Annotated in this window: 27 protein-coding genes, 1 pseudogene and 1 riboswitch; of the genes and pseudogenes, 2 read left to right on the forward strand and 26 right to left on the reverse strand. The window is 40.5% G+C overall.

The annotated features are described in order from the left end of the window. Window positions 1-2: 2 nt before the first annotated feature. From QSJ46_RS00890 to QSJ46_RS00920, 7 genes are all read right to left on the reverse strand, one after another. Window positions 3-1,040: a FecCD family ABC transporter permease gene (locus QSJ46_RS00890; protein ID WP_039181233.1), complete on the reverse strand. Its 1,038-nt coding sequence runs from the start codon at window positions 1,038-1,040 to the stop codon at window positions 3-5. Then, a complete protein-coding gene (locus tag QSJ46_RS00895; protein WP_047202444.1) occupies window positions 1,033-2,049 on the reverse strand; it encodes a FecCD family ABC transporter permease in 1,017 nt (338 codons plus the stop codon). Before QSJ46_RS00895 ends, QSJ46_RS00890 begins: the two co-directional genes overlap by 8 nt. Window positions 2,050-2,122: 73 nt before the next feature. Further along, window positions 2,123-3,079, reverse strand: a complete 957-nt coding sequence (locus QSJ46_RS00900) for an ABC transporter substrate-binding protein (RefSeq protein ID WP_047202443.1) — start codon at window positions 3,077-3,079, stop codon at window positions 2,123-2,125. 136 nt (window positions 3,080-3,215) lie between these two features. Then, complete coding sequence (locus QSJ46_RS00905; RefSeq protein ID WP_224929440.1) at window positions 3,216-4,127, reverse strand: alpha/beta fold hydrolase; 912 nt, start codon at window positions 4,125-4,127, stop codon at window positions 3,216-3,218. Between the two features lie 226 nt (window positions 4,128-4,353). Further along, a complete protein-coding gene (gene psiE / locus QSJ46_RS00910; RefSeq protein ID WP_039181241.1) occupies window positions 4,354-4,782 on the reverse strand; it encodes a phosphate-starvation-inducible protein PsiE in 429 nt (142 codons plus the stop codon). Between the two features lie 37 nt (window positions 4,783-4,819). Beyond that, window positions 4,820-6,133 (reverse strand): HAMP domain-containing sensor histidine kinase, encoded by a 1,314-nt coding sequence (locus tag QSJ46_RS00915; RefSeq protein ID WP_285604149.1) that lies wholly within the window; start codon window positions 6,131-6,133, stop codon window positions 4,820-4,822. Next, on the reverse strand, window positions 6,114-6,815 hold the full coding sequence (locus QSJ46_RS00920) for a response regulator transcription factor (protein ID WP_144467909.1): 702 nt from the start codon (window positions 6,813-6,815) through the stop codon (window positions 6,114-6,116). The genes QSJ46_RS00915 and QSJ46_RS00920 overlap by 20 nt, the downstream gene beginning before the upstream one ends. A 250-nt stretch (window positions 6,816-7,065) precedes the next feature. Between QSJ46_RS00920 and QSJ46_RS00925 the strand changes: the two genes are divergently transcribed. After that, window positions 7,066-8,268, forward strand: a complete 1,203-nt coding sequence (locus QSJ46_RS00925; RefSeq protein ID WP_285604150.1) for a DUF418 domain-containing protein — start codon at window positions 7,066-7,068, stop codon at window positions 8,266-8,268. 71 nt (window positions 8,269-8,339) lie between these two features. Here the strand turns inward: QSJ46_RS00925 and QSJ46_RS00930 are convergent, their stop codons facing one another. Then, window positions 8,340-9,272 (reverse strand): helix-turn-helix transcriptional regulator, encoded by a 933-nt coding sequence (locus QSJ46_RS00930; protein WP_285604151.1) that lies wholly within the window; start codon window positions 9,270-9,272, stop codon window positions 8,340-8,342. Between the two features lie 82 nt (window positions 9,273-9,354). Here QSJ46_RS00930 and QSJ46_RS00935 point away from each other — a divergent pair, with 82 nt between their 5' ends. Continuing rightward, the gene (locus QSJ46_RS00935; protein WP_285604152.1) at window positions 9,355-9,999 is read left to right on the forward strand and encodes an FMN-dependent NADH-azoreductase; all 645 of its coding nucleotides are present in this window, start codon (window positions 9,355-9,357) and stop codon (window positions 9,997-9,999) included. A 1,101-nt stretch (window positions 10,000-11,100) separates the two neighbouring features. Here the strand turns inward: QSJ46_RS00935 and QSJ46_RS00940 are convergent. From QSJ46_RS00940 to gcvH, 18 genes and pseudogenes are all read right to left on the reverse strand, one after another. Beyond that, window positions 11,101-11,414, reverse strand: a pseudogene (locus tag QSJ46_RS00940) (ATP-binding protein); the annotation flags it as partial. A gap of 61 nt (window positions 11,415-11,475) precedes the next feature. Next, on the reverse strand, window positions 11,476-13,347 hold the full coding sequence (locus QSJ46_RS00945) for an alpha/beta fold hydrolase (protein WP_285604153.1): 1,872 nt from the start codon (window positions 13,345-13,347) through the stop codon (window positions 11,476-11,478). Between the two features lie 58 nt (window positions 13,348-13,405). Beyond that, window positions 13,406-13,972 (reverse strand): TetR/AcrR family transcriptional regulator, encoded by a 567-nt coding sequence (locus tag QSJ46_RS00950; RefSeq protein ID WP_285604154.1) that lies wholly within the window; start codon window positions 13,970-13,972, stop codon window positions 13,406-13,408. Window positions 13,973-14,299: 327 nt separating this feature from the next. Further along, window positions 14,300-15,697, reverse strand: a complete 1,398-nt coding sequence (gene sufB / locus QSJ46_RS00955; RefSeq protein WP_017368012.1) for a Fe-S cluster assembly protein SufB — start codon at window positions 15,695-15,697, stop codon at window positions 14,300-14,302. A 17-nt stretch (window positions 15,698-15,714) separates the two neighbouring features. Then, window positions 15,715-16,161, reverse strand: a complete 447-nt coding sequence (sufU, locus tag QSJ46_RS00960) for a Fe-S cluster assembly sulfur transfer protein SufU (protein WP_039181277.1) — start codon at window positions 16,159-16,161, stop codon at window positions 15,715-15,717. Further along, entirely contained in the window at window positions 16,151-17,371 is a 1,221-nt protein-coding gene (locus tag QSJ46_RS00965) for a cysteine desulfurase (RefSeq protein WP_047202434.1), read from the reverse strand. The genes sufU and QSJ46_RS00965 overlap by 11 nt, the downstream gene beginning before the upstream one ends. Continuing rightward, window positions 17,371-18,684: a Fe-S cluster assembly protein SufD gene (gene sufD / locus QSJ46_RS00970; protein ID WP_024423399.1), complete on the reverse strand. Its 1,314-nt coding sequence runs from the start codon at window positions 18,682-18,684 to the stop codon at window positions 17,371-17,373. Before sufD ends, QSJ46_RS00965 begins: the two co-directional genes overlap by 1 nt. An 18-nt stretch (window positions 18,685-18,702) precedes the next feature. Further along, on the reverse strand, window positions 18,703-19,488 hold the full coding sequence (sufC, locus tag QSJ46_RS00975; protein WP_007500355.1) for a Fe-S cluster assembly ATPase SufC: 786 nt from the start codon (window positions 19,486-19,488) through the stop codon (window positions 18,703-18,705). A gap of 213 nt (window positions 19,489-19,701) precedes the next feature. After that, a complete protein-coding gene (locus QSJ46_RS00980; protein ID WP_254965641.1) occupies window positions 19,702-19,836 on the reverse strand; it encodes a YuzK family famiily protein in 135 nt (44 codons plus the stop codon). A gap of 215 nt (window positions 19,837-20,051) precedes the next feature. Beyond that, window positions 20,052-20,420 carry a carboxymuconolactone decarboxylase family protein gene (locus tag QSJ46_RS00985; protein WP_003212803.1) on the reverse strand — a complete coding sequence of 123 codons (369 nt, stop codon included), beginning with the start codon at window positions 20,418-20,420 and terminating at the stop codon, window positions 20,052-20,054. Between the two features lie 103 nt (window positions 20,421-20,523). Beyond that, entirely contained in the window at window positions 20,524-21,345 is an 822-nt protein-coding gene (gene metQ / locus QSJ46_RS00990; protein ID WP_024423400.1) for a methionine ABC transporter substrate-binding lipoprotein MetQ, read from the reverse strand. A gap of 14 nt (window positions 21,346-21,359) precedes the next feature. Next, the gene (locus QSJ46_RS00995) at window positions 21,360-22,028 is read right to left on the reverse strand and encodes a methionine ABC transporter permease (protein ID WP_285604155.1); all 669 of its coding nucleotides are present in this window, start codon (window positions 22,026-22,028) and stop codon (window positions 21,360-21,362) included. Then, on the reverse strand, window positions 22,021-23,046 hold the full coding sequence (locus QSJ46_RS01000) for a methionine ABC transporter ATP-binding protein (protein ID WP_024423402.1): 1,026 nt from the start codon (window positions 23,044-23,046) through the stop codon (window positions 22,021-22,023). Before QSJ46_RS01000 ends, QSJ46_RS00995 begins: the two co-directional genes overlap by 8 nt. A 154-nt stretch (window positions 23,047-23,200) precedes the next feature. Next, window positions 23,201-23,309: riboswitch (SAM riboswitch) on the reverse strand. 102 nt (window positions 23,310-23,411) lie between these two features. Beyond that, window positions 23,412-23,753 carry an SCP2 sterol-binding domain-containing protein gene (locus QSJ46_RS01005; protein ID WP_024423403.1) on the reverse strand — a complete coding sequence of 114 codons (342 nt, stop codon included), beginning with the start codon at window positions 23,751-23,753 and terminating at the stop codon, window positions 23,412-23,414. Between the two features lie 120 nt (window positions 23,754-23,873). After that, entirely contained in the window at window positions 23,874-24,176 is a 303-nt protein-coding gene (locus tag QSJ46_RS01010; protein ID WP_024426005.1) for a thioredoxin family protein, read from the reverse strand. Between the two features lie 13 nt (window positions 24,177-24,189). Beyond that, window positions 24,190-24,534: a ribonuclease M5 gene (locus QSJ46_RS01015; protein WP_034281437.1), complete on the reverse strand. Its 345-nt coding sequence runs from the start codon at window positions 24,532-24,534 to the stop codon at window positions 24,190-24,192. A 131-nt stretch (window positions 24,535-24,665) separates the two neighbouring features. After that, entirely contained in the window at window positions 24,666-24,902 is a 237-nt protein-coding gene (locus QSJ46_RS01020; RefSeq protein WP_039181284.1) for a YusG family protein, read from the reverse strand. Window positions 24,903-24,946: 44 nt separating this feature from the next. Beyond that, window positions 24,947-25,330 carry a glycine cleavage system protein GcvH gene (gene gcvH / locus QSJ46_RS01025; protein ID WP_008347039.1) on the reverse strand — a complete coding sequence of 128 codons (384 nt, stop codon included), beginning with the start codon at window positions 25,328-25,330 and terminating at the stop codon, window positions 24,947-24,949. Window positions 25,331-25,384: the final 54 nt, after the last annotated feature.

Here is a 25,384-nt window from a genome sequence, read left to right on the forward strand (position 1 = left end):
GTTTATCGATTGCGCTGTTGATATAACAAATAAATAAAGAACGGTGCACCAATAGCTGCCGTAAATACACCTGCTGGGACGTCTAACGGTAGAAATGCGGTTCTAGCCACAAGATCAGCCAGCATCACGAGAATACTTCCAACAAGCGCAGATGCTGGGACAAGCGCTATGAATGAACGTCCAATGATCATCCGTGCAACGTGCGGCGCCATGAGTCCAACAAATTCAATGCCGCCTGCAAATGCGACTGCAACACCAGCCAATGTCACACTCATCAGGAGAAAGAATAATCGTTTCGCCTGCACTTTTACCCCGAGACCTGTTGCAAGATCATCGCCAAGTTCTTTTACATTCATCGTTCTTGCTAACACCATGACAATCGGTAAAATAATCATCACCCAAGGAAGCATCGCAGTAACGTCTTTCATCGTAGAACCATACAAGCTCCCCGTCAGCCAGATGTAAGACTTTGTCGTTGTCATCGTATCACTAAGAACAAGCGTAAACGTCACACATGCCTTCATAATGGCAGAAATTCCTATTCCCATTAGGACAAGTGTGATCGGTTTGACCCCTTTTTTCCATGACAGCAAATAGATCAGGCACGATACCGCAAAAGCACCTGCAATCGCCCATAAGGATTGATAAGCAATAGGCACAGTACCCATCCAAAAGACGATGAACATAATCGCACCAAACGAAGCACCACTCGTAATCCCAATAATGTCAGGTGAGGCCAGCGGGTTGCGAATCAATCCTTGCAAAATAAGCCCTGATACCGCAAGCGAGGCTCCGACTAAGACAGCCAGCAGCGTTCGTGGAATCCTCAGCGTATTTAACACAAAGGAATTTCCCTCTCCCTGACCGATTAAATGAAGCAGAACATCCACCGGCTGAATGAACCGGCTTCCCATACTGAGACTGAGAATAAATAAACCAAAGGCAATGGCCGTCAATAAAAGTAAAATCAAAAACGTCCGCTTTGAAAATTGAAATGAAATGCGCCCGCCTTTAGAACGCACTGTATATGTTTTAGCCACCTGTCTTCAACCCCTTGCGCACGAGATAAACAAATAGAGGCGCTCCTGCTACCGCCGTCATGACACCAATCGGCACTTCCTGCGGCATGATCAGAAAACGAGCCGCCAGATCCGCGGCAAGTAAAAGCGACGCTCCCACAACGGCACAATACGGCAGTACCCAGCGGTGGTCAGGTCCGACAAGCTTTTTCACAATATGCGGCACAAGAAAACCAACAAAACCAATTGAACCGGCAACAGCGACCGAACCACCTGCTAAAAAGACGACGAGTACACCCATCGTGATTTTCAGCAGCAGTGTACGCTGGCCAAGTCCTTTGGCAATATCATCTCCTGACAAAAGAACATTAATAGAACGTCCTAGAAGCAGCGCCACAATCGTCGCACCGAGAATATAAGGTAACACAGGGATTAACATATCAATGCTTCTTCCAGACACTGAACCAGCCATCCAAAACAAAATACTTTGAATCGACTGTTCATTCACGATTAAAAGACCTTGTGTAAAAGACGCAAACAGTGCAGATATCGCCGCTCCTGCAAGGACAATTTTGACTGGCGTCAATCCATCTCTACCAATGGAACCCAATAGAAAAACAAGCATCCCTGCAATCGCTGCGCCTAGAAAGGCTGTCCACATATAGCCTGTTAACGACTCTGTTGAAAAGAAAACAATCGAAATCACGATAAAAAAGAGTCCACCTGCATTAATTCCTAATAAATCAGGCGCCGCAAGCGGATTTCTCGTCAATGCCTGCATGAGTGCACCTGAAATCGCCAGGCTAGATCCAACGACCGTTGCGATTAAAGCTCTTGATAATCTGGATGTCATGACAATGACACTGTTTGGATCCGATTCATCAAATTGAAGAAAAGCATGGATGGTGGCTTTGAGGGAAATTGAGGTTTGCCCAAGGGAAATACTGAGCAAAAAAAAGACCAACATCAACACAATGAATCCAGCAAAAAGCAGTGCCTTGCTTGAATCCTTTTTTAATAAACTTCTCATCTGATTCCCGCTTTCAATCTGTTATGGAAAAAAGGAGAAAATGGTATGTTCACATTTTCTCCTCTGTTATGACTTATTTATCAATTCCTAGACGATCGTAAATATCATCAAGCATCATGTTTGCAGCGATAATACCGCCGCCCATGTTCCAAGTGATTTCATCTACTTTATGCACTTGTTTCGCTTTCACTGCGTCAAGCTGCTTCCATAAAGGATGACTCGTCCACTCTTTATATGCTTTCTCAACCGCCTTATCTTGATCATCCATGAAGTAATAGATCACATCTGCATCCATTTGCGGAATGCTCTCTTTGTCTGTCAGTGTAATAATGTCTTGCTTTTTATCTTTGACATTCTTAGGTCCTTTAAAGCCTAACTCTGTTAAAATCGACCCTGCGAAACCAGTTTGATAGATTCTAGCATGGTCTGCACGGAAGTTCACCACAGACACACTCATTGGCCAGTTTTTGATGTCTTTTTTCGCTTTTTCTTTGAAGTCAGCGACGCGGTCATCCCACTTCGTCAGCAATTCTTTTGATTTGTCTTCCTGATTTAACGCTTCACCCATCAACTTCACTGTATCTTTAAAGGTGAACACTGTTTCTGTTGCAACAGTTGGAGCGATCTCTTGCAGCTGATCAAAAATTTGCTCATGGCGGATTTTCGATGCAATGATCAAATCAGGCTTGAGCTTTTCAATTTCCTCTAAGTTTGGCTGTGTTTCCTGCCCAACAATTTTAACATCCTTTAAGTCATCTCTTAAATATTTATACGTAGGTGCTTCAAGCCAAGATTCTACAACACCCACTGGTTTAATGCCCATAGCGACTGCTGCATCGGTTGCTCCTTGGTACAGTGTCACAATACGCTTTGGTTTATCCTTAATATTGTCAGTTGAACCGATAGCGCTTTCAACGGTCCTTGTTTTCTCTTTACTATCTGACTTGCCGTTACTGCTATTGCTGCCGCAAGCTGCAAGTAAAACGATGGAGAGCACAACTAATAGCGACCAAAAAGATTTCTTGAACATGTACCTCACCTATCCATTCTATATGTAGTCATATCATTTGATAACGATTCTCATTATCACATTATGATTTTATCATAGAAAAGGATGGTGTCAATGTAAATTTTTAAGAAAATGGGAGAGTATTGACTAGTTGTTCTTATAAAATAGGATGATTCCACATTTGAATCGTCCTGCCAATCTGTTTTCCCGCTTCTAATAAAATCGACAAATGGGTATGTCCTTCCAGCACTTGATAGACTGATTGTTTTTTGATTGGTTGTTTCGGCAGCTCATGATAGGTAAGAAATGTCTCGACGTCATACAGCTCATCCTTGCTGCCTACAAACATGCCATACGGCCGATCCATCTTCGCAAATTGTTTTTTAGGTGCAGATGGGGTTAAGGCAAGAGATAGATTGACGGTGATAGCCGTCAACAGAAGCGGATCCTGCTCAACTGCCCATGCAGGATAATGAAAACGTACGGCTTCAGAATGACTCATTAGACTCCCTTTTGTCATCGCAGACAGAATGAATTTCCATACTTGAACGGTGGCAAAAGGAATTTGATCAGCCCTTGCAGTACCTGACTTATAGCCAAATTCAGGTGCGATGAAAAAGTAACCGTCCACTTCTCTTTTTTTGGGCCAAGACAAGTAGTTAAGCAGCAGGCCTGCTCCCGAAGAATGGCCACAAAGGTAGATGGCACCTTTATGATCCTGTTTAATGGCATCCACAACCTGCGACATATCTTGCCATACATCCGTGACACTAGGTGTATCCCCTTTTTTTCCTTGTGAATGGCCATGGCCTCTTAGATCAAGTAAAAATACATTTACGTGAAAATCATGTTGCAGTGTGTAAGCGATATGCTCATAACCAGCCAAACTATGAGCACCACCGCCATGAATCAAGATCACATTGGCCTGCGTCTTCTTTTCTGATAAAAATGGATAATACGCAAGGCTTGTACCATCATGTGATGAAATGAATTGTCTTTCTGGAATATGTACAGAGGCTGCTTGTTGCATACTTGTAAACGAGAATGGTTCTGTCTTGGTGTGTGTCAATTGATTTCGCTCCTTTAGCCAGAAATGAGAATGACTAAGCCGAATTAGTCATCCTCCTTCCTGCATCCTATTCATTCATATCCTGCAGAGGGAAGGTCTTACTTTTTCTAAATCATACCATAAGAACATGTCAATAAAGTCGGTGCTTTGTAAAACGCCTTTCATCATACTGTACATCTCTTTATGAATGCACAAAAGACGAACGTCCATCGTTCGTCTTCTTTCCTTACTTCACTTCCTCATGCTCTTGAGCAGCATCTCTTTTGCTCGCGATAAAGAGTGCACAGGTCATAGCAAGAATGGCCAGCGCCCACCAGAAGGTCGATACCGCCTCTTCATGATCAATGATAATTAAACGGATGACAGCTGTGATCCCAATATAAATAAAATAACGAAGCGGGAAATGAAAGTTAGATTTAAAGTATTTAATAATTAAGGCAATAAACTCAAAGTACATAAAGAAGATCAGCAGTTCCCCAAGCATTCCATAATAGCTTTCTCCTTTGTTGAACAGTGTTTTATAAACAAATTGGACAATGTACCATGTTTCACTGATCAAGAGAACACTTAAAGCGATGGCCAAAAAGAACAGACAGATATTGAGAAGGCCTTGTAAGAGATCAGGTATCTTTTGGAAGTTGTTGAATCGTTTCATTGAGTTGTCTCTCCATTCCAGTATATTCATTGGTTTTCTACATTTTGATGTTCCAAAATCGCAGCACGATGTAGTAAACATCGTTCCTTTCTATACTTTCAAACTGCCCGTGCATGCGGGTTATCATTCGTTTGATGCTTCGTTCACCAAGTCCATTGCTTTCCGGCGTGACCTTTGTCTCTTTTATCGCATTGCTGACATGAATCTCAAAAATTTCTTGATCCGATAAAAACGTGAGATTGATATCCTTTTTGGGATCTGCGTATTTCCGTAAATTGGACATCACATTATCAAATACTCGGCCAAGCAGCTCGACATTCACATTGATATAGCTGTCAGGCAGTTCTCCTAAAAGATGAACCTTAAAGTTCTCTTGATGCAGGATGGCCACCTGATCTGACAGGAGATCGTAAATCACCTCTTTGACTGCAACGGTCTCAAGCTCAAATTCATGTTCTTTATCCAGCAGAAAATAGGCAAACAGATTGTCAGACAGATTTTTTAATTGCAGTGCTTTCCCGTAGGCACTCGCTATATATTGATCTTTACGGGTATCCGCTCCAGTCTCCTCTTTTTTCGCAAACTCCAGATTCATCATCAACGACGTCAGCGGTGTCCTCATATCATGGGACATTTCGGTGACCAAGCTGCGGCTCTCTTCTTGCAACTCATCAATGGCTTGAAGCTTGTCCAAAAAGGCTTTTCGCAGATCCTCAATACTTTTGGCAATCATCGCTAATTCATCATGCCCTTTTACCGTCATCTCATAGTCCAGCTCTCCCCCTTCAAGAATATGAATCTCTTGATGAATCATTTGCAGGTAGCGCAGACTTTTGCGAATGCCGAGAAGAACAATGAGGAGAAATATAAGCGTTGCCCCGAGCAGCTCCAGTGTAAAGGCAAGATCGTGGTAACGAGATGAATAGAAACCATCCACCATGACGCGGCCTTTACCGTCGCTAAACTGAACCGGATACGAATGATGCTTAGCGTACTGGGTCATCTTTTCTTTTCCGTACGCCGATTCATCGGCAGCGGAATAAATAGAGTCATATTGCAGCACTTGATCATTGAAGATGGTCAAATTAATGTAATTCTCTTTTTTCACCCACTCGCCAAACGCTTTTCGATCCGTTGAAGACAGCTCATTCTCAGACACGTAGCGGCTGAATTTTTGAATATACTTGGCTGACTCCTGCTCGTAATACTCGTCTGAACTCAAATATCCATCGATTAAATCATTGGTGATCTTTTGCAGCGTCAAAAAGACAATACCACTTACGATTGCAGCCGCCAAAATCAACAGTGCCAGCTTTTTGGCCAGTGTATATTTACGATGTGGATGTGCCAAATCGATATCCTCTTCCCCATTCAGTTTTGATATATACAGGACGCGCAGGATCATCTTCAATTTTGGCACGAAGCTTTCGAATATGTACCATCACCGTATTGTTGGAACAATAGAAATAGGGCTGTCCCCACACGCTTTCATAAATATTTTGAGCAGAAAATATTTTGTTTCGCCTGCTCATGAGCAGCTTTAACATCCGATATTCTAGATCAGACAGCTTAATTTGCTGGTTTTCTTTCCATACTTCATTAAATTCTTCACTTACCTTCAGCTTACCCCCAACAAGAAAAGTCTCTTCCTGCTCCTTCTTTTCCTGATAGACGGTATACCTGCGTAATTGTGCAATGACTCTAGCATGAAGCTCCTCTTCTGAGAAGGGCTTTGTCATATAATCATCCCCACCGGCAAGTAATCCTTCAGTTTTATCGAATGTGCTCGACTTGGCTGTCAGAAATAGAATCGGAACGTTAGATGAGGATCTTATGTGCTGGCATGTTTCGATGCCTGAGAGCCCAGGCATCATCACATCTAAAATCACCAAATCGAGCAAATCATCCACAAGCTTCAATGCTTGCTCGCCATTCATCGCTCTTAGCACCTCATATCCTGCACGTGAAAGGGATTCCTGAAGAAGGTCACCAATATCCTGATCATCTTCTACGACTAATATTCGATGGGTCATGTCTCTCACCTCATGTAATGTGTTGCTCTTTCTTTTATGTCTTTACTATATATCATCTAGCTATGTGAAAAGATACAGCATAAACCTTAACAGTTTATGAATTTAAGAATCTGCCATCAAATGGACACATTCATTTCCAAAAATTCACTTCTTCATAATTTGTTAAGAATTGATCTATATATTGATTCATTGTAAGGATCAATGGTTCGATCCAAATCACATTTATCATAACAGGAAAAGGGGCACGGATATGAATGCAAACAAAGTAGCACACGGACAACCGATGAGTCTGCGAGAAAGGGTTCATTTCTTGGACATCGTACGAGGATTCGCCTTAATGGGGATTATTCTAGTCAATTACTTTTTGATCGTGGATTCGGCCAAGGGATTTGACATGGAGTCAAATGATGTCTTTCACAATGTGGTGAATTGGTTTGCCTCGGGGAAATTCATTACACTGTTTTCCTTTCTATTCGGGGTTGGTTTTATGATTTTTATGGACCGAGCTGCTCAGAAGGTGGACAGCCCAACCAAACTGTTTGCACGCAGGTTAACCATTCTCTTAGGATTTGGCCTTCTGCATTTGACCTTTGTTTGGATTGGTGACATTTTGGCCTATTATGCAGTCGCTGGCTTTTTATTGCTTTTCTTTTACAAACGAACAGCCAAAACCATCCTATACTGGCTGATCACACTCTTTGTGATTCAATTGCTCACACCTATTTTCACGATGCTGTTCAATACCATGAACACAGCATCAGGCAAGCCGGATTTTGCTGATTTCGAGCTGACCAGCCACAACAGTCTGACTTATTTAGCATCTATTGGTGATCGGTGGACAGATATGGTCACAATGGCTTCCAGTTCTTTTTCTACCATCTATTCTATGTTCTTCATGTTTTTACTTGGTGTTTATTTTGTGAAAATGGAGTTTTTCAAAAACATGGAGGCGAAAAAAGCGATTTGGAAACGCATTTGGATCATTTGTACAATCGCGTTTCTCATCACACAAGGCAGTACGATCATTACAGCGGTCAATCCTTTTGAAAATACACTCTGGGTGAACATTGCCACTGCTCTGGAACAAAACGGGGGATTCACTGGCAGTATGTTTTATATGAGTACACTTGCGATGCTGTTTCTGCACGTTCCTCAGCTGCGAGGTGCTTTGATGTTCTTTACCAAAGTTGGACGCATGTCACTGACCTGTTATTTGCTTCACTCCATCATTGGCACAATGCTATTTCTGAGATACGGAGCCGGACTTGCCAATCATCTTCAGCCTGCTGGTACGTTTTTCATGGCTATTGGTGTGTATGTCTTCCTAGTGCTCTTCAGTACGCTATGGTTAAAGCGGTTTAAATATGGCCCGATGGAGTTTATTTGGCGTCAGCTGACGTATGGGAAGGTCGATGATAAATCGAAAACAAGCACAATGCATGTGGCGAAGTAACTGACATAATAGTAGTTAAAAGGCGAACTTTAGTGGTTCGCCTTTGCTGTAGTATATTAGTTTTTTGTGATTCAATACTGGTCAATCACTTCTCGCAATTGATTCAAATAACTTTCTTTCAATTCATCTGGGTATTCAATTTTGACATGTTTCCCGAATGACATCAAATAGTGTGTCATATACGATAATTCTTCTTGATTGTACCCACCCACAATATAAGGAATATGATCAATGATCTCCAATCTCATATTTGGGTAATGATTCTTCAAAAACTTTTCTTTTCCTTGTTCCGTTAATCGACATTTAAATGAGATATCATGATAAGTTTTTTCGTACGCGAGTTGCAGTTCTTTTAATTCTTCCTTCGTAAATGTATCTCTGATTTCTTCTTCAATCATCATGTCCTTCATAAAGTCACATCTATAGATGCCCCACTTTTTATTTTGAACATCATATGCTTGAGAAAACCAAATGCCATTTCGATAAAACAACTCAAGAAATTGCAGCCTCATCCATTTATTTTCATATTGAGTGTAAGTCATCTTCACTATTTGATCTTCCATTATCGCCTGTAAAATCAATTCCAAATGATTTTGTTCACTAACTGGTGCGACATTATAGTAATGAATCACATCCAAAGTCTCCGTAATCATTTGCTTTCTCTCATCAGACATTGTGGCAAACAACTTTTGCCGAATTTGTGAGTAGGATTTTTTAAATGGTGTTGCTGACACCAGGTTTAGCGCTTTAAGAGCGAAAAAAATAGCTTGGACTTCTTCTATATTGAAATAAATAGGAACCAATGGAGATTGATTCACCAGTCGATATCCTCCATGTCTGCCATTTTCAACGTAAAAAGCTAAGCCCATTGACTCTAGCTCTTCCATATCTCTTAAAGCCGTCCTTTTAGAAATGCCAAATTCGCATTGTAAATCCTTTAACTGAAAAGAGTGTTTATCGCTTAAAAAAATAAGTTCTTGGTTTAATCGTTCTGATTTTTTCATTTGCCTTCCCTCTTAAAAAGGTGACTTCTTTTGTCACCTTTATCATTTATACTCAGCTTATCAAAAGAAAAGGAGCATGTACATGCAAACATTAATCATTAACGCGCACCCAGATTTCACTCATCGAGAAAGTTATTCAAACAAACTGCAAACACTATTTTTAGAACAGTTTAAAGAAAGGTTTCCTCATGAAGAACCAACCATTTTGCATTTATATGGAACTGAAATTCCTCGTATTGAAAAAGAACAGCTGCTAGGTGTTTGGGATAAGCAAGCATCCGAACAAACATTAACGGCTACCGAAGAAAAAATCGCCGCTGCGTCATCTGCTTTATTGGCTCAATTCAAAGCACATCATCGAATTGTGATCGTGTCACCTGTTCATAATTTCAATGTGACTTCACGAATGAAAGATTATATAGATAATATCTTTATTGCGAGAGAAACGTTCAAATATACAGAAAATGGTTCTGTTGGTCTGATGACTGAAGATTATCGTGTACTTTTACTTCAAGCAAGCGGCTCAATTTTCACAAATAACGACCGATATACACCCCTGGAATTTTCGCATCATTACCTAAAAGAAATATTCCAAAACTTGATGGGCTTTCAACAATTTTTTATTGTCCGAGCACAAGGAACAGCGATTTTAGAGCAAGATGTGATCTTACAATCGGCATCTGATGATATGACGAAAACCTTAGATCAGTTTTATGCACCTAATTAATTTCTATTTTTCAAAAACAAAAAGACCTAAAACGTATGTCGTCAACGTTTTGGGTCTTTTTTACAATTATCCATTTTGACAAAATTGTTTGTTATTCACGTTCATACTTTTATTCTTGATTCACACAGTGATAACATTGTCCTTCCCACAATGCCATATTCATAACACCCTAAGCTATTGCATTGCCAACCAGTCATTTAAACATTCTCTCAAAAATAGTTTGTTTTCTATCATATCAAGAGCCAATTTTCTAAACTGACGATCATCAATTCCTTGTCGTGCCTAATACCACAGGTGCTTTTAGCAATATTACATAAAACACACCAATTGATGGATGTTTTAAGGTATAATCAAAAAGAGCCTAGGCTATTACCTAGCCCAAGCTCATTCCTCCTCAAAGGAGGTGAATAAAATGATGAAAATTACAACATGCTTGTTTTTAATAATAGCATCAGCAAACCTCCTAATTAATTTGCTGATCTTAATCAAGCAATTGTAAGTTCATCTAGTCTGAAGAATGGTCCAGTTGGGCCATTTTTTGTTTTTCCTCCGTCTTCAAATTAGAAGACCTCATCGGATATATATGTTATTTGTCGTTTATTAACGCATTGCTTATTTCTTCTCTTCCGTTCTTTATCGATGGAAAACGACCAGAAACACAAGATTAGATGTGTGTTATTTGTTATTTATTAATGCCATACTTACGCTTTTATTTCACCCTTAGCTTCAAAAAACAAAATGTAAACACATCATTTTGTAATTATTTATTGCGCCTCGTGTATAATCTTTCGTTTAATACCGCCATGCTGCCGCCTTCTCACCGTCCTTTATCGATGGAAAACGACCAGAAACCCAGAGAAGATGTGTATTAATTGCAATACTTTTGTTTAATGCTGTGCTTTGTGTATAATTTTTATTTTAATGCTCTAATTCATTGCAATGGTTTTGTTTAATAAAATTTTAAAAAAACTCGTGTAACCTCGTGTAGTACACTGCAATTCCATTATACTGTAATTACAGTTTGCTGTATATATCATATTCCTGTATACATGTACTCAGAAGTATGACATTCCCGCCTCAAATCATCAATTGAAATAAAAATCACAAATACATTTCTTCCGCATATGCAACCTCACTTTTATTGATCGTTTCAAATGCCCCCATCCACTCATCAAACAAACATTCAATAGAAATTTTTGCAGTACGCCTGTAAATATCCTTGAATAAGCACTGACCTTGAAACATAGATTCAAGCATTTTTTTGTTTTCCTCACTCGGTTCAAGATTCATCCATTTCAAGACTTCTTCACGTTGTTTGGCTCATCGAAAGCAAAATCGACACCGAAATTCCCTGTGTCATCTTCATGTAGTGCGCCCTTAGTGGATTGAGAGATAAAGAACTCAGCATTCGCATAGGGTAGGACCCCAAACAGTACAATTTCACATCAAAGACACAACGATCTGACTACATACTTTTTATCCCACACTCTCATCTGCTAGTACGCTATTTTTTATGACCAATGCTGCCGTTTCACTCGGATGGCTAAGAGGAAAATGATGGCCATATGGAACAAAATCAACCTTACCAAGATGCAATGGAGCAGAATAGCCTTTGTCATACTCCCCCCAAATCATATGAAGATTATGCTTTGTTGCTTCATTGAAATCACCGTGATCGTTTTTCAATAGTAAATGGTTAAGTTGAACCGTCGTATTTAAAATTCTAGGAGAAGTAAAGCTGTTTCTGATTTTTTCAATATAATATTCAGGGATGCTCTCCATCCTTTGAAACAAACCATTACTTAATAAATAACGCTCTATCCTATTAGGAGTTGCTAATTTTAATGTCCATTTGTTCATCCATTGTGGAAGATTTAGCGATTTTGCATTTTCTTTAGCAACAGGCGGCTGAAGTAAAGTGATTGAATATTTCTTATCATCTATATACCCTTGTCCCAATGCTTCCAGTAAGATAAACGCACCGAATGAATGACCAATGAGATGTGCACCATTTGTCGCTTTCTCCAATAACTTTTTCACTACATTCAAGTAGATATCTAGAAGATGTTTCTCTCTTTTAAATGGAGAACGCCCCAAGCCAGGAAGATCCAAGATCCATACAGGCTGACCCGTTTTTTCATGAAGCTCTTCTGCTAAAGGGAATAAATCCTCTCCATCACTCAATAAACCATGTAATAAAATAAACGGTTTCCCCTCTCCTTGTAATTGGTAAAGGGTATTGTTATCGCATAATGTTCGCTCAAATAAATGATGATGCTCACCATGTTGATCCATCATTCGATAATCCAGATCAGCTACTACGGCAGGGAAAAAGTTCATGACACTCGTCTTCTTAAACCAATCCCCTCCCATTATGTTTTTCACTGAAACATTTGAAAATGTTCGTTTTGTCATAAAATTCAATCCATCAGAAGGAATGTTTGTTATTTTACTTACTCCACTTTTCATTATTGTTTTCATAAGCGGCAATGGGACAGAGATTTTTGGTGCTCTCATATTCATACTTTCCGACATCACACTTAATAATTCAGCAATGTTCTGATCATGCTCTTTGTCTTCAACAAGAGTATATGTTTGAATAGCCGGCTGTTCGATCCTGAGAACCTGCACAATAAATTTTGCAAACTCATCGTTTGAAATCAGTGGCAGCCTATATCCCTTACCTCCAGGAATCACCGGCATGAGCCCTCTTCGCATACTACTCACAAGCAAACCTAATCCTGCTATCTGCTCTGTACTCCCTGTTTTACTACTGCCGACGACAGTTGGCGGATTAATGACAGACAGCGGATAACCTAGTGCTGACGCCTGTTGACGGATATAAAGGTCTGCTAAAAATTTTGTTCTCTCATATGGATTTTTGATTTTCAAATAATTGTTTCCTTCTTTAAACACATCAATGGCAATTTTGCTATTTTCATCATCAAAGGGACTCATATAACCGACAACATGAATAAAATGCTGCAAGCCCTTCAATTGATGAATATTTTTAGCTAATTCACCAATATATTTGGCGCCATTTAAAAAGACAGAAGCTGCCTCGTTACTTGTCGCTTGAATATCCATGGGTCCTCCTGCGTGAATCATCACATCCGTTTTCAACACCATCTCCATATCTTTAGCACTTAGACCTAAATCTATTTTCGTCAAATCACCTTCAATAAAGTGCATCACTTCCTGTTTTAAAATGCCTCTTTCTTGAAAAATACGTGTTGCTTTACTTTTCGACCTCACTAAAAGAAGAATGTTCACATCCTCTTTGGCTAATTCTTCGACTAATTGCTTTCCGATAAAGCCTGTTCCACCTGTTAAAAATACTGTTTTCATATGAAGTCTCCTTTTAGTACTATTCAGTACTAATTTGATGTAAAAAAAAAAGCTTCTATTATCGAAGCAAGTTAAATAAATGATCTGCTGTTTTCGTGATGACAGTTGCATCCTTCAATGTTTCTGAAATAAATAACGCTCCTTCAAGATTTGTAATAAAAAGTGATGCCACCTCATCAATATGAATCGTATTTCGGAATTCCCCGTTCTCTACACCTTGTTTCAGTAATAGAGAAACTTTCTTTTGTAATCCTGTGAAAAAAAGACCTATTTTTTCTTTTATTTGCGTGGCCTGTGCAGGACTTTGAATATAAAGAGTAATAAATGGACAGCCGCCCTTATACTCTCTCGACTGAACTCCTTGTGATAATTGCTTTAAAAACAGTTGGATACGATCTTCAACTGAAAATTGGGTCTGAGAAATTACGTCGTCTATTGCAACTTGATACATGTCAATCCAATAATCAACGACCCCTGCTAATAATTCCTCCTTGTTAGAAAAGTGATAATACACATTAGACTTTGACACTTTGCTTACACGTACCAATTCATCCATACTTGTATAAGCGAACCCTTTTTCTAAAAATAATGTTGCAGCTACTTCAAGCACACGTTTTTGATTCATTAATTTTACCTTTGTCATAATTAGAACTATACAGTACTAATTTAAATGTTGCAAGTATTTATGTTCATTTAGAAATAAGTTTGATTCCACAGAAAAATATGATGGCTTTAATGATGATGATATTGGAGGGATGGATCTGACTTCACGAATTAAATACATCTGTCGTTTCATCATGAATGTGAGTAAGAGCCATTTGTTGAGGATGATGAACACTGTATACTTCTCCACATTCACATAAAAAAACACAACGCCATGAAGGCTTAATTAACAAGTGGTATCACTCGAAATTAAATGCCTTCAAAAAGCGTTGTGCATCAATGTTCTTTATTAACCAATAGAACCTTCCATCTCAAACTTAATCAAACGGTTCATTTCAACGGCGTATTCCATTGGCAGTTCTTTTGTGAATGGCTCAATGAAGCCCATGACGATCATTTCTGTTGCTTCTTCTTCAGAAATTCCGCGGCTCATTAAGTAGAATAGCTGTTCTTCTGATACTTTTGATACTTTCGCTTCGTGCTCTAATGAAATGTTGTCGTTTAAGATTTCATTGTAAGGAATTGTATCAGATGTTGATTTGTTATCCATGATGAGTGTATCACACTCGATGTTTGAGCGTGCACCTTCTGCTTTGCGTCCGAAGTGAACGATTCCACGGTACGTTACTTTACCGCCTTGTTTCGAAATTGATTTCGATACGATCGTTGAAGATGTGTTTGGTGCAAGGTGAATCATTTTCGCACCTGCATCTTGGTGCTGACCTTTACCTGCAAGGGCAATACTTAATGTCATACCACGAGCTCCTTCACCTTTTAGGATGACTGCTGGGTATTTCATTGTCAGCTTAGAACCGATGTTTCCATCAATCCATTCCATTGTTGCATTCTCTTCACAAATCGTACGTTTTGTCACAAGGTTGAAGACGTTGTTTGCCCAGTTTTGAATCGTCGTATAACGGCAGTAGCCGCCCTTTTTGACGATGATTTCAACAACCGCACTGTGAAGTGAGTTTGTTGTGTAAACTGGAGCTGTACAGCCTTCTACATAATGCACATGTGCGCCTTCGTCAACGATGATCAGTGTACGCTCGAACTGACCCATGTTTTCAGAGTTGATACGGAAGTATGCTTGAAGTGGAGTATCTACTTTTACGCCTTTTGGTACGTAGATAAATGAACCACCAGACCATACAGCCGAGTTAAGCGCAGCAAATTTGTTGTCAGTCGGAGGAATGACTTTTGCCCAGTGCTCACGGAAGATGTCTTCGTTCTCTTTTAATGCGCTGTCTGTATCTTTAAACACAATTCCTAGATCTTCAAGGTCTTGCTTCATGTTGTGATACACAACTTCAGATTCATACTGAGCAGATACACCAGCTAAATACTTTTGCTCTGCTTCTGGGATACCAAGCTTATCAAAGGTTTGTTTGATTTCTTCTGGTACTTCATCCCAAGAACGCTCAGAGCGCTCAGATGGCTTTACGTAGTACGTAATTTCATCAAAGTTTAATGCATTTAAATCTCCGCCCCATTGTGGCATCGGCATGTTGTAAAAGTGCTCAAGAGATTTCAAACGGAAGTCGAGCATCCACTGAGGCTCTTCTTTCATACGAGAAATTTCTTCAACGATCTCTTTTGTCAGTCCGCGCTCTGAACGGAAAATGGAAACGTCTTTATCAGAAAAGCCGTATTTATATTCACCAACATCTGGCATTTTTTTAGCCATCCATTTTCACTCCAATCTTATGATTTGCCGTTATCTTCGGCAGATGCGCCTTTTTCAAGCGCCTTCCAGGATAATGTTGCACATTTGATGCGGGCTGGGAATTTTGCCACTCCCTGCAGCGCTTCAATGTCACCAAGATCAATGGAATCGTCGTATTCTTTTCCTTGCATCATATCGGAGAAAATCCGAGACATTTTCAAAGCAGTTTCAATATCTTTCCCTTTAATCGCCTGCGTCATCATTGAGGCAGATGCCATCGAAATCGAGCATCCTTCTCCTTCAAATTTCGCATCAGTGACTTTTTCGTCTTCGATTTTCATCGTAAGACGAATACGGTCACCACACGTTGGGTTGTTCATATCGACGACAATACTGTCGTTTAACACACCTTTGTTTCTCGGATTTTTATAATGATCCATAATCACTTGTCTGTACAGTGTGTCTAAGTTTACATTAAAAGACATTCGTAAAATACTCCTTTGTCTTACGGAGCGCTGCAATAAGTTGGTCAATCTCTTCTTCTGTATTATACAGATAAAAGCTTGCTCTTGCAGTCGCTGATACACCAAGCCATTTCATAAGCGGCTGTGCACAGTGGTGTCCAGCACGAATGGCGACACCTTCCGTATCTAGAACAGTTGACGCATCATGCGGATGGACGTCGTCTAAGTTAAACGTCACAAGCCCAGCTCGGTGCTGCGGTCCATAAACAGTCGCACCGTCAAGCTCCTTAAAGCGCTCAAGCGCGTAAGTCGCAAGCTGATGCTCGTAACGGCTGACTTCCTCCATACCAATGTCATTTAAGAAGTCAATTGCTTTTCCTAGTCCAACTGCTCCAGCAATAATCGGTGTTCCCGCTTCAAATTTCCACGGCAGCTCTTTCCATGTGGAATCATATAGATCCACAAAGTCGATCATTTCACCGCCAAACTCAGCAGGCTCCATATTATTCAACAGGTCCTTCTTCCCGTAAAGCACACCGATGCCAGTCGGTCCACACATTTTATGCCCAGAGAATGCGAAAAAGTCACAATCTAGATCCTGAACATCAATTTGCATGTGCGGAGTGCTTTGTGCACCGTCGACGACAATGATTGCCCCATGTTCGTGGGCAATTTTGGCGATCTCTTTAATCGGGTTGATGGTTCCTAATACGTTTGAGACATGTGTGACAGCGACGATTTTCGTTTGATGTGTGATCGTTTGCTTCACATCTTCAAGCGATAGCGTGCCGTCTTCCTGTAACGGAATGTATTTCAATGTGGCGCCAGTTGCTTTCGCTGCTTGCTGCCAAGGGATGATATTCGCATGATGCTCCATATGCGTAATGACAATCTCATCGCCTTCTTTGAGGTTGGCTCTAGCATAGCTGATCGCCACTGTGTTTAGTGCAGTCGTTGTACCTCTAGTAAAAATAATCTCCTGGACAGATGAAGCACGGATGAATGCACGAACTTTCTCTCTCGCACCCTCGTATGCGTCCGTTGCTCTTGTGCCAAGGGTATGAACACCCCGGTGGACGTTCGAGTTGTAAGACCGGTAATACTCATTCATTGCATCAATGACCACTCTTGGTTTTTGAGAAGTCGCTGCACTGTCCAAATACACCAAATCATGTCCGTTCACTTGCTGATGAAGGATTGGAAATTGCTCACGAACGTCTTTGATATTCATTATTTTACTTTCCTTTCAATTACAGAAATCAGCTGCTTTTTAACTCCTTCAATCGGCAGTTCTTTCACAACTGGATTTAAGAAGCCGTAAATCACAAGTCTTTCTGCATCTTCTTTGGAAATTCCACGGCTCATGAGGTAGTACAATTGAATTGGATCGACACGTCCAACAGAAGCAGCGTGCCCTGCTGTCACATCATCTTCATCAATTAATAGAATTGGGTTTGCGTCACCGCGTGCTTTCTCACTCAGCATGAGGACACGTGATTCCTGCTCTGCATTTGACTTAGTTGCGCCATGCTCGATTTTACCAATTCCGTTAAAGATAGAGGATGCTTGATCCTTCATCACACCATGCTTCAAAATATATCCTTCAGAGTTTTTACCGAAGTGGATGATGCTTGTTGTGAAGTTTTCAGTTTGGTTTCCTCGGCCGACAACAACTGATTTCGTATCACCGAATGTACCGTCGCCCATTAGTTTTGTGATGTTTTCAGACACGACGTCTCCATCATTCATCAGGCCAAGCGCCCATTCGATTTTACTGTCACGGCCATTTGCCATACCACGTCTGTTTACATATACTGTGACACCTTCTGCAAGGTTATCTACAGCGCCGTATGTGACGCGGGCGTTTGCGCCTGTGAATACTTCAGAAACGATATTGAAGATTGCTTCTTCTGGTTTTGCTGTACTGATGTAGTTTTCTACATATGTCACAGCACTATGATCGTCTGCTACGACGATGACATGGTTGAACAATGTCGTTTCGTCATTTTCATGAAGATAAACAGCTTGAATTGGTGCTTCAAGCTCAACGTTTTTCGGAACATAGAGGAAAGCTCCGCCATTGACTAAAGCAGCGTGTAAAGCTGTTAGTTTATGCTCATCCACTTTCACTGCATCTGTCATGAAGTATTGTTTCACTAAATCTCCATGCTCACGAATCGCTGTATGAAGATCCGTGAAGATCACACCTTTGTCTTTCGCTTCAGCTGAAAGAGACAAATAGGCCGGCGTTTGATCACGCTGAATGTAAACTGTCTTATCTGTGTCCTCTAAATCAATAAGAGATTTCACTTCTTCTGGAAGCTCTTCTAATGATCCAAATGGTGCACTTTCGACTGTATGCTGTTTGAAATTCGTTAAATTCCATTTTGAAATATTCGTTTTGTCAGGCTTTGGCATTGGGAGGTCTTCTGCTTTTTCAAGAGCCTGTAAGCGAAGGGAGCTCATCCATGCCGGTTCCTGATGCTTCTCGGAGAAGCTTTTGACATAATCTTGATCTACTGATAATTTCGTTTCTAATGTCATCAATAATCCTCCTAACGCTTACGCTTCTTGACCAACAGTTTCGTCTTCAATTCCTAACTCTTTTTTAATCCAATCATAGCCTTCTGCTTCTAGACGCTGTGCGAGTTCTGGTCCGCCAGATTTCACGATACGACCTTGCATCATGACATGAACGTGATCTGGTGTGATGTAGTTCAGTAGACGCTGATAGTGAGTGATCATTAAGCAGCCGAAGCTTTCGCCGCGCATTTTGTTAATTCCTTTAGAAACAACTTTCAGGGCATCGATATCAAGACCAGAATCGATTTCGTCAAGGATGGCGATCTTTGGTTCAATCATCATTAATTGAAGAATTTCGTTGCGTTTTTTCTCCCCGCCTGAGAAACCTTCGTTTAAGTAGCGCTGTGCCATATCTGGGTCCATTTCAAGGAACTCCATGTTTTCGTCCATTTTGCGGATGAACTTCATAAGAGAGATTTCATCGCCTTCTTCTCTGCGTGCGTTAATAGCAGAACGAAGGAAGTCAGCATTTGTGACACCGCTGATTTCAGATGGGTATTGCATCGCAAGGAAAAGACCAGCTTGAGCGCGCTCATCTACTTCCATTTCAAGGACATCTTCGCCATCAAGCAAGATGCTACCTTTTGTTACTTCATATTTAGGGTGACCCATAATTGCAGCAGATAAAGTAGATTTACCTGTTCCGTTTGGTCCCATTACTGCGTGGAATTCTCCACCTTTTATCTCGAGGTTTACACCCTTTAAGATTTCTTTCCCTTCAATCTCAACGTGCAAGTCCTTAATTGTTAATGTCGAAGCAGTCATATATCGATACCTCCAAAATAATCATTATTCTCAATTTATTCTCATTCTAATTTTATAACAAATTAAAACTGAATACAACACATTCACGATAAGCGTGAGAGGATGCTCTCAAAATTCTAACAAAAAAAGCAGGTAGATAAAAGGATTTATGTCGAAAAGACTGTTTTCATAAAGAAAGGGCGGGAAACTGTTCTCCCCGCCCCTCAGCTATTATTAGCCTCTTATATTCATTTTTGCGAGCTGTCTTTTCTCATCTCGATAGGACTGCTCTCGTTTATATTCCACTTTCATCCTTAAGTCATGGTCTCTTTCGTACTCTGCATAGCTCATGCCATGAGCTTGATGCATGGCCTTTTCCATCTCGGCGGTATAGTCCAATCCCAGTGTACTATGGTCCGAACAAATAATAAACCATTCCCTTCCTTGAGTGTAGCTTTATTGTAGCAAACGTATGCGGCTTCACTCAAAAGGGATATGACGCTCTATGACGTCATATTTTCTCACACATTCGGTTGAGAAGTACTCAACTCTTTGATATGGAAAAATACCTTGTTTTCCTTCTTTTAATGCGTCTGTCCTCCAAATTCATCAATACATTGCTGAACGACAGTGATTCCTTGGCTTAGTGCTGCCCCGCCGCCAAAAGCTGCCGCCACGCTCACAACCTCTAGCAGATTCTCTTCTGTCGCCCCTTGATCGAGCGCTCCCTTTGTATGATAAATCATGCAGTATTCATCCTGCGCGTGAATACTGATGCCAAGGGCAATCATTTGTTTTTCCTTTTGCGTTAATGAATCGCTTTGAAAGCACTGCTCCGTAAATTCATTGAATTTCTTTCCAAACACCGGCATTTTCTTCTGGAATTCACCCATTGCGGTTTTATAATCAGTCAGTGATTGCTGCATGGATCCGCTCATATGCTGTTCATTCATTTTGATTCCATCCCTTCAGGTCATTTGTACGTTTTTATTATGAGCGAGATTTGAAAAAATACACAAAAAACCTCGCTTTGATAGAAGCGAGGTTGAAATGTTGTTATTCAGATACAGGCAATACTGCACCGTCATATTTTTTGTCGATGAATTCTTTGATTTTATCAGAGTGAAGAACTTCCATTAATGCCTTGATCTTATCTGATTTTTCGTCACCTTTGCGAACTGCAACGATGTTTGCATATGGGTTGTTCTTTGTTTGCTCAAGTTCGATTGAATCTTTTTTCGGATTCAATTTATTTTGGATCGCATAGTTGACGTTGATAAATACAGCATCGCCTTCACTGTTTTCATAAGCTTTCGCAGTTAATTCAGGTGCGATTTTTTTGAATTTTAGGTTCTTTGGGTTTTCTTTAATGTTCTTTACTGTTGCGTTGATTGTATCAACCTTTGGATCAAGCTTGATGACACCAGCATTTTGCAGAAGGGCAAGCATACGGCCTTGTTCAGCTACGTTGTTTGTCATGATGATTGTTCCGCCGTTTGGAATATCTTTTACTGATTTGTATTTCTTAGAGTAGATACCGAAAGGCTCAAGGTGAACCGCACCAGCACTCACTAGGTTATAATCTTTGTTTGATTTATTTTCTTCGTTTAAGTAAGGGATATGTTGGAAAAAGTTCGCATCCACTTCTTTTTCAGCTAACGCTTTGTTGTACATTTTATAATCGCTAAGCACTTTCACTTTTAAATCGTAGCCTTTTTCTTTTAGAAGTGGTTTTGCTTCTTCAAGAATTTCGGCATGCGGCGTTTTTGATGCGGCAACCGTAATGGTTTTGCTTTCACTAGCGTTATTAGATGAACCGCACGCAGCTAAAATACCTGCAAATGCTAGAAATAGTGCACTTAAAATCAATTTCTTCATGAATAAATCCTCCCTTAACGTTTATCAATTTTATTTGTAATCAAATCACCGATTATTTGAATAATAAAGACGATGATCAGAATAAATACAGTGGCTACAAGTGTGACATCTGTATTACCAGATTGGTACCCTTCCACATAGGCGAGGTCACCAAGTCCGCCTGCTCCAATTGCACCTGCAATCGCAGTAGAGCCAATTAGAGCAATGGCTGTTACGGTAATACCTGAAATAAGGGCTGGCAATGATTCTGGCAGCAATACTTTGAAAATGATTGTCGACGTTTTCGCTCCCATTGATCGTGCTGCTTCAATGACTCCTTTGTCTACCTCACGCAGTGCAATTTCGACAAGACGTGCATAGAATGGAGCTGACCCTATGACAAGGGCAGGGAGTGCTGCATTTGGACCTAGAATCGTATGCATTAAGAATTTCGTAAACCCTAGTAAAAGAATAATTAAAATAATAAAAGGAATCGATCTGAAAATGTTGACGACAGCGCCGATGACAGTATTAATCGGTTTATTTTCCCAAAGACCGCCTTTTCCTGTAAGGAAGAGCAGGAGCCCTAGGATAATCCCAATGACAAAGGCAAATGCCAATGAAATCAGTGTCATATACACCGTTTCACCTGTTGCACTCCAGATGACGTCTAAATCAACGTTCGGAAACCATTTCTCAAACATGTGTCATCACCTCGATTTCAACCTGTTTGCTTTGGATATAGGCGATGGCTTTTTCTACCTCAGTCTCTTCTCCATTAATGTGGATAAAGAGTGTTCCAAACGCGCCTTCCTGCGTTTGAGAAATCTTCCCTTGAAGGATATTCACATCGACATTGAAGGATCGAATGATTTCAGTGATCAGCGGCTGCTCGGCAGAGTCTCCAATAAAGGACAACCGTACGACCTGACCTTCTTTTACTCGTTCTAAGACGTGCTCGATTGTTTCTTTCGCTTCTTCTGGTTCCGCAAGCTGTTTCACAAATCGCTTCGTCATTTCTTCCTTCGGCTGTCTGAAGACGCGCAATACTTCGCCTTCTTCGACAATACGTCCATTTTCCATGACCGCGACTCGATGACAAATTTTGCGAATGACGTGCATTTCGTGTGTAATGAGCACAATCGTGAGCCCTAGCCGTTTATTGATATCCGCCAAAAGCTCAAGGATTGAATCGGTCGTTTGCGGATCTAGCGCAGATGTCGCTTCGTCACATAGAAGAACCTTTGGATCATTCGCTAATGCTCTCGCAATGCCGACACGCTGTTTTTGCCCACCGCTTAGCTGAGACGGATACGCATTTTCTTTTCCTTCTAAACCGACCAATTTAATCAGTTCATTCGCACGTTCTCTCCGTTTTGATGTCGGTACCCCTGCGATCTCAAGCGGGAACATAATGTTTTGTCTCACCGTTCTTGACCAAAGTAAATTAAAGTGCTGGAAGATCATGCTGATTTCTTGTCTTGCTTTCCGAAGTTTCGCATTCGATACTTCATTGATCCGGTTGCCTGCCACTTCAACAATTCCTTCTGTTGGCAGCTCCAGACCGTTTAATAGGCGAATAAGCGAGCTTTTTCCTGCACCGCTATACCCGATAATTCCGAATATTTCACCTTTATCAATATCCAAGTTGACGTCTTTCACGGCATCAACATTTCCGCTTTTTGAATGATACGTTTTTGATACATTCTGTAAATGGATCACAGTCTGATCACCTGCTTTCTTGCTGAATCTATAGGTTTCCATCACATACGTTATTTATTCTTCTTTCTGTCATGACTCTAGCCTGACGCCAGGTCAGTAAAAAAGACCTAACTGCAACGCAAGCAGAAAGGCCTTTTATGTCAATTACGCCTTTCTCTCATCTTTCAAAGCGCTGCGGCTTTGAGTGAATTGGCACCAATTTCAGCTATGCTGACGGTTGCCGGGTTTCATAGGGCACGTCCCTCCACCTCTCTTAATAAGAGAAAATATGTTGTTTTATGTGATGTTCATGTTTTTACTAACGTAGAATATCATGCTATCTGAGATATGTCAACGCTGTAAATCGCTAATTTCCAAGTAAACAACTACGTTATCATTTTTCGAAAAAAACCGTTCGTCAGCCAAAGCACTGCCTCTAGTCTAAGGAGCGCACGGAATGACCCTTTGACTTTGACTTGTCCCCTGCTGATTAACTGCTGTAAGGACATATCTCCATCTAATAATTGTAGAATCTCTTTCCTCTCACCATAAAAGATGAGATCCGATAACTCAATTGCAGGTAGTTTCTTCACTTCACCACGTTCATCCACAATCAATGTACAAGAGTCAGTTTCCGCCTCAAATGTAATCTTCAAGGATGATGATGAGAGCAGCGGTTTTAATAGTAAACGCTGCCCTGTGTTACCATGGGCTTTCACATTTTCCACATGTATAACCTCCCTGTCATTTGGTTATACATAACATTTCTCTACAAACATCTTCTTGTCCTTTATAAATAACTCGACAAATTTTCAAATGAATTTCTTGAAATATGACAAAAAACCGCTTTATTTAGCGGTTTCAATCATTTCATGAAGATATGGAACTGAGTGAAAGGCATAGCCTTTTTGCACCAATTCTCCTTTTTTAAACAGTAGAAAGCAAGGAACACTCTCGATCTCAAATGCTTTTGCAAAACCTGGTGAATAGTTTAAATTGTTTTCGTAAAATGGTACATCCGGCTGCATGGCGTCTACGACTGCCAGCATTTTCTTTGCCAGCTGGCATGTTCCGCAAAACGGTGTATATAAGTATAAAAGAAATAAATCGTCCTCTATCTCTTTGAATTCGTGTTCTTCAATCTCTTTCATAATACGTCCACCCTCATAAATATTTCGAATGAACATCAATGTTTGCAGCTAATAGGATAGATGCAATGTGGGCTGACGGTGAAGCGGCCACTTCGCGGTACGTTCTGTCGACAAAAAGATGAAGTGCTTCAGGGAATTCTTTTCGAAATTGCTTCCGCAGTTTGTCGCCTGCATCGTCACTGTCTGCTAATATGTAAACGTCTTTCCCCAATAAATCGTCCACAAGCTGGTCCAGCTTCGATGTACTGATCGTGCCATTGGTGCAAATGATGGTAACAGGTTCACTTATGACTTCTTTTAGCTTTTGTTTATCTGTTTTACCTTCTACAATGATGACCTTTTCAATCTCGACATTCATCACGATCACCCGGCCCTTTTGACGTTGATTCACTTCTTCCTTAGATTACAATCTTTCATTCAGGTTGTAAAGATTGGGCGCCTCGTCATCAAAAAGACTGCAGTTTTTGTTCACTGCAGTCTCCTCTGTGATTAGCACCATCCATTTTCATCGTCACAGTCTACATATTTTTCTGTCCCATCGGTCAATGTATCCGTTAGACGATAAAAACGATTTTGATCATAGGAATATCCCGATTTCAGCTCATATTGGTTTTCACTAATCATTGTGCCAATCTCTTCATTTTGATGATAAAGCACCATGCCGCTTTCTTTGAATCGTCCAGTGACATGCTCTGTTATATCCACCTGTTCTTTTTGAAAAGACAAATTGGACACCCCCCATAAAGGTAGAGTGTCCAATTTCACATGAATTAGTCTTCTTTTGTCATTTCTTCATATTGCTCAGCAGTCATTAAGTTCTCGATTTCAGATGCATCAGCTGGTTCTACAACGATCATCCATGCTTTTTCATATGGAGAGTCGTTGACGAATTCTGGGCTGTCGTCCAGCTCATCGTTCACTTCGACGATTGTGCCATTGATCGGTGCATAAAGTTCAGAAACTGTTTTCACTGATTCTACACTTCCGAAAGGCTCGTCCGCTGTGATTTTGTCTCCTACTTCAGGAAGCTCAACGAACACGATATCGCCCAGCTCAGATTGAGCAAAATGCGTAATACCGATACGCACCTTATCTCCTTCTACTTTGACCCATTCATGTTCTTCTGAATAACGTAAATCTTTTGGTGTGCTCATTCAATACCCCTCCAGTCTTTTCTTACAATCTATATTGAAGATACCACAATTTGA

The organism is Bacillus sp. YKCMOAS1, from assembly GCF_030268125.1.
Taxonomy (GTDB): domain Bacteria; phylum Bacillota; class Bacilli; order Bacillales; family Bacillaceae; genus Bacillus; species Bacillus safensis.

What these genes read in the sequence shown, in the direction of transcription:
- QSJ46_RS00895 (WP_047202444.1), bottom strand. Translation starts at nt 2,049, where the DNA reads ATGAGAAGTTTATTAAAAAAGGATTCAAGCAAGGCACTGCTTTTTGCT.
- QSJ46_RS00900 (WP_047202443.1), bottom strand. Translation starts at nt 3,079, where the DNA reads ATGTTCAAGAAATCTTTTTGGTCGCTATTAGTTGTGCTCTCCATCGTT.
- psiE (WP_039181241.1), bottom strand. Translation starts at nt 4,782, where the DNA reads ATGAAACGATTCAACAACTTCCAAAAGATACCTGATCTCTTACAAGGC.
- QSJ46_RS00920 (WP_144467909.1), bottom strand. Translation starts at nt 6,815, where the DNA reads ATGACCCATCGAATATTAGTCGTAGAAGATGATCAGGATATTGGTGAC.
- QSJ46_RS00925 (WP_285604150.1), top strand. Translation starts at nt 7,066, where the DNA reads ATGAATGCAAACAAAGTAGCACACGGACAACCGATGAGTCTGCGAGAA.
- QSJ46_RS00930 (WP_285604151.1), bottom strand. Translation starts at nt 9,272, where the DNA reads ATGAAAAAATCAGAACGATTAAACCAAGAACTTATTTTTTTAAGCGAT.
- QSJ46_RS00935 (WP_285604152.1), top strand. Translation starts at nt 9,355, where the DNA reads ATGCAAACATTAATCATTAACGCGCACCCAGATTTCACTCATCGAGAA.
- QSJ46_RS00945 (WP_285604153.1), bottom strand. Translation starts at nt 13,347, where the DNA reads ATGAAAACAGTATTTTTAACAGGTGGAACAGGCTTTATCGGAAAGCAA.
- QSJ46_RS00950 (WP_285604154.1), bottom strand. Translation starts at nt 13,972, where the DNA reads ATGAATCAAAAACGTGTGCTTGAAGTAGCTGCAACATTATTTTTAGAA.
- sufB (WP_017368012.1), bottom strand. Translation starts at nt 15,697, where the DNA reads ATGGCTAAAAAAATGCCAGATGTTGGTGAATATAAATACGGCTTTTCT.
- sufU (WP_039181277.1), bottom strand. Translation starts at nt 16,161, where the DNA reads ATGTCTTTTAATGTAAACTTAGACACACTGTACAGACAAGTGATTATG.
- QSJ46_RS00965 (WP_047202434.1), bottom strand. Translation starts at nt 17,371, where the DNA reads ATGAATATCAAAGACGTTCGTGAGCAATTTCCAATCCTTCATCAGCAA.
- sufD (WP_024423399.1), bottom strand. Translation starts at nt 18,684, where the DNA reads ATGACATTAGAAACGAAATTATCAGTAGATCAAGATTATGTCAAAAGC.
- sufC (WP_007500355.1), bottom strand. Translation starts at nt 19,488, where the DNA reads ATGACTGCTTCGACATTAACAATTAAGGACTTGCACGTTGAGATTGAA.
- QSJ46_RS00980 (WP_254965641.1), bottom strand. Translation starts at nt 19,836, where the DNA reads ATGCATCAAGCTCATGGCATGAGCTATGCAGAGTACGAAAGAGACCAT.
- QSJ46_RS00985 (WP_003212803.1), bottom strand. Translation starts at nt 20,420, where the DNA reads ATGAATGAACAGCATATGAGCGGATCCATGCAGCAATCACTGACTGAT.
- metQ (WP_024423400.1), bottom strand. Translation starts at nt 21,345, where the DNA reads ATGAAGAAATTGATTTTAAGTGCACTATTTCTAGCATTTGCAGGTATT.
- QSJ46_RS00995 (WP_285604155.1), bottom strand. Translation starts at nt 22,028, where the DNA reads ATGTTTGAGAAATGGTTTCCGAACGTTGATTTAGACGTCATCTGGAGT.
- QSJ46_RS01010 (WP_024426005.1), bottom strand. Translation starts at nt 24,176, where the DNA reads ATGAAAGAGATTGAAGAACACGAATTCAAAGAGATAGAGGACGATTTA.
- QSJ46_RS01015 (WP_034281437.1), bottom strand. Translation starts at nt 24,534, where the DNA reads ATGAATGTCGAGATTGAAAAGGTCATCATTGTAGAAGGTAAAACAGAT.
- gcvH (WP_008347039.1), bottom strand. Translation starts at nt 25,330, where the DNA reads ATGAGCACACCAAAAGATTTACGTTATTCAGAAGAACATGAATGGGTC.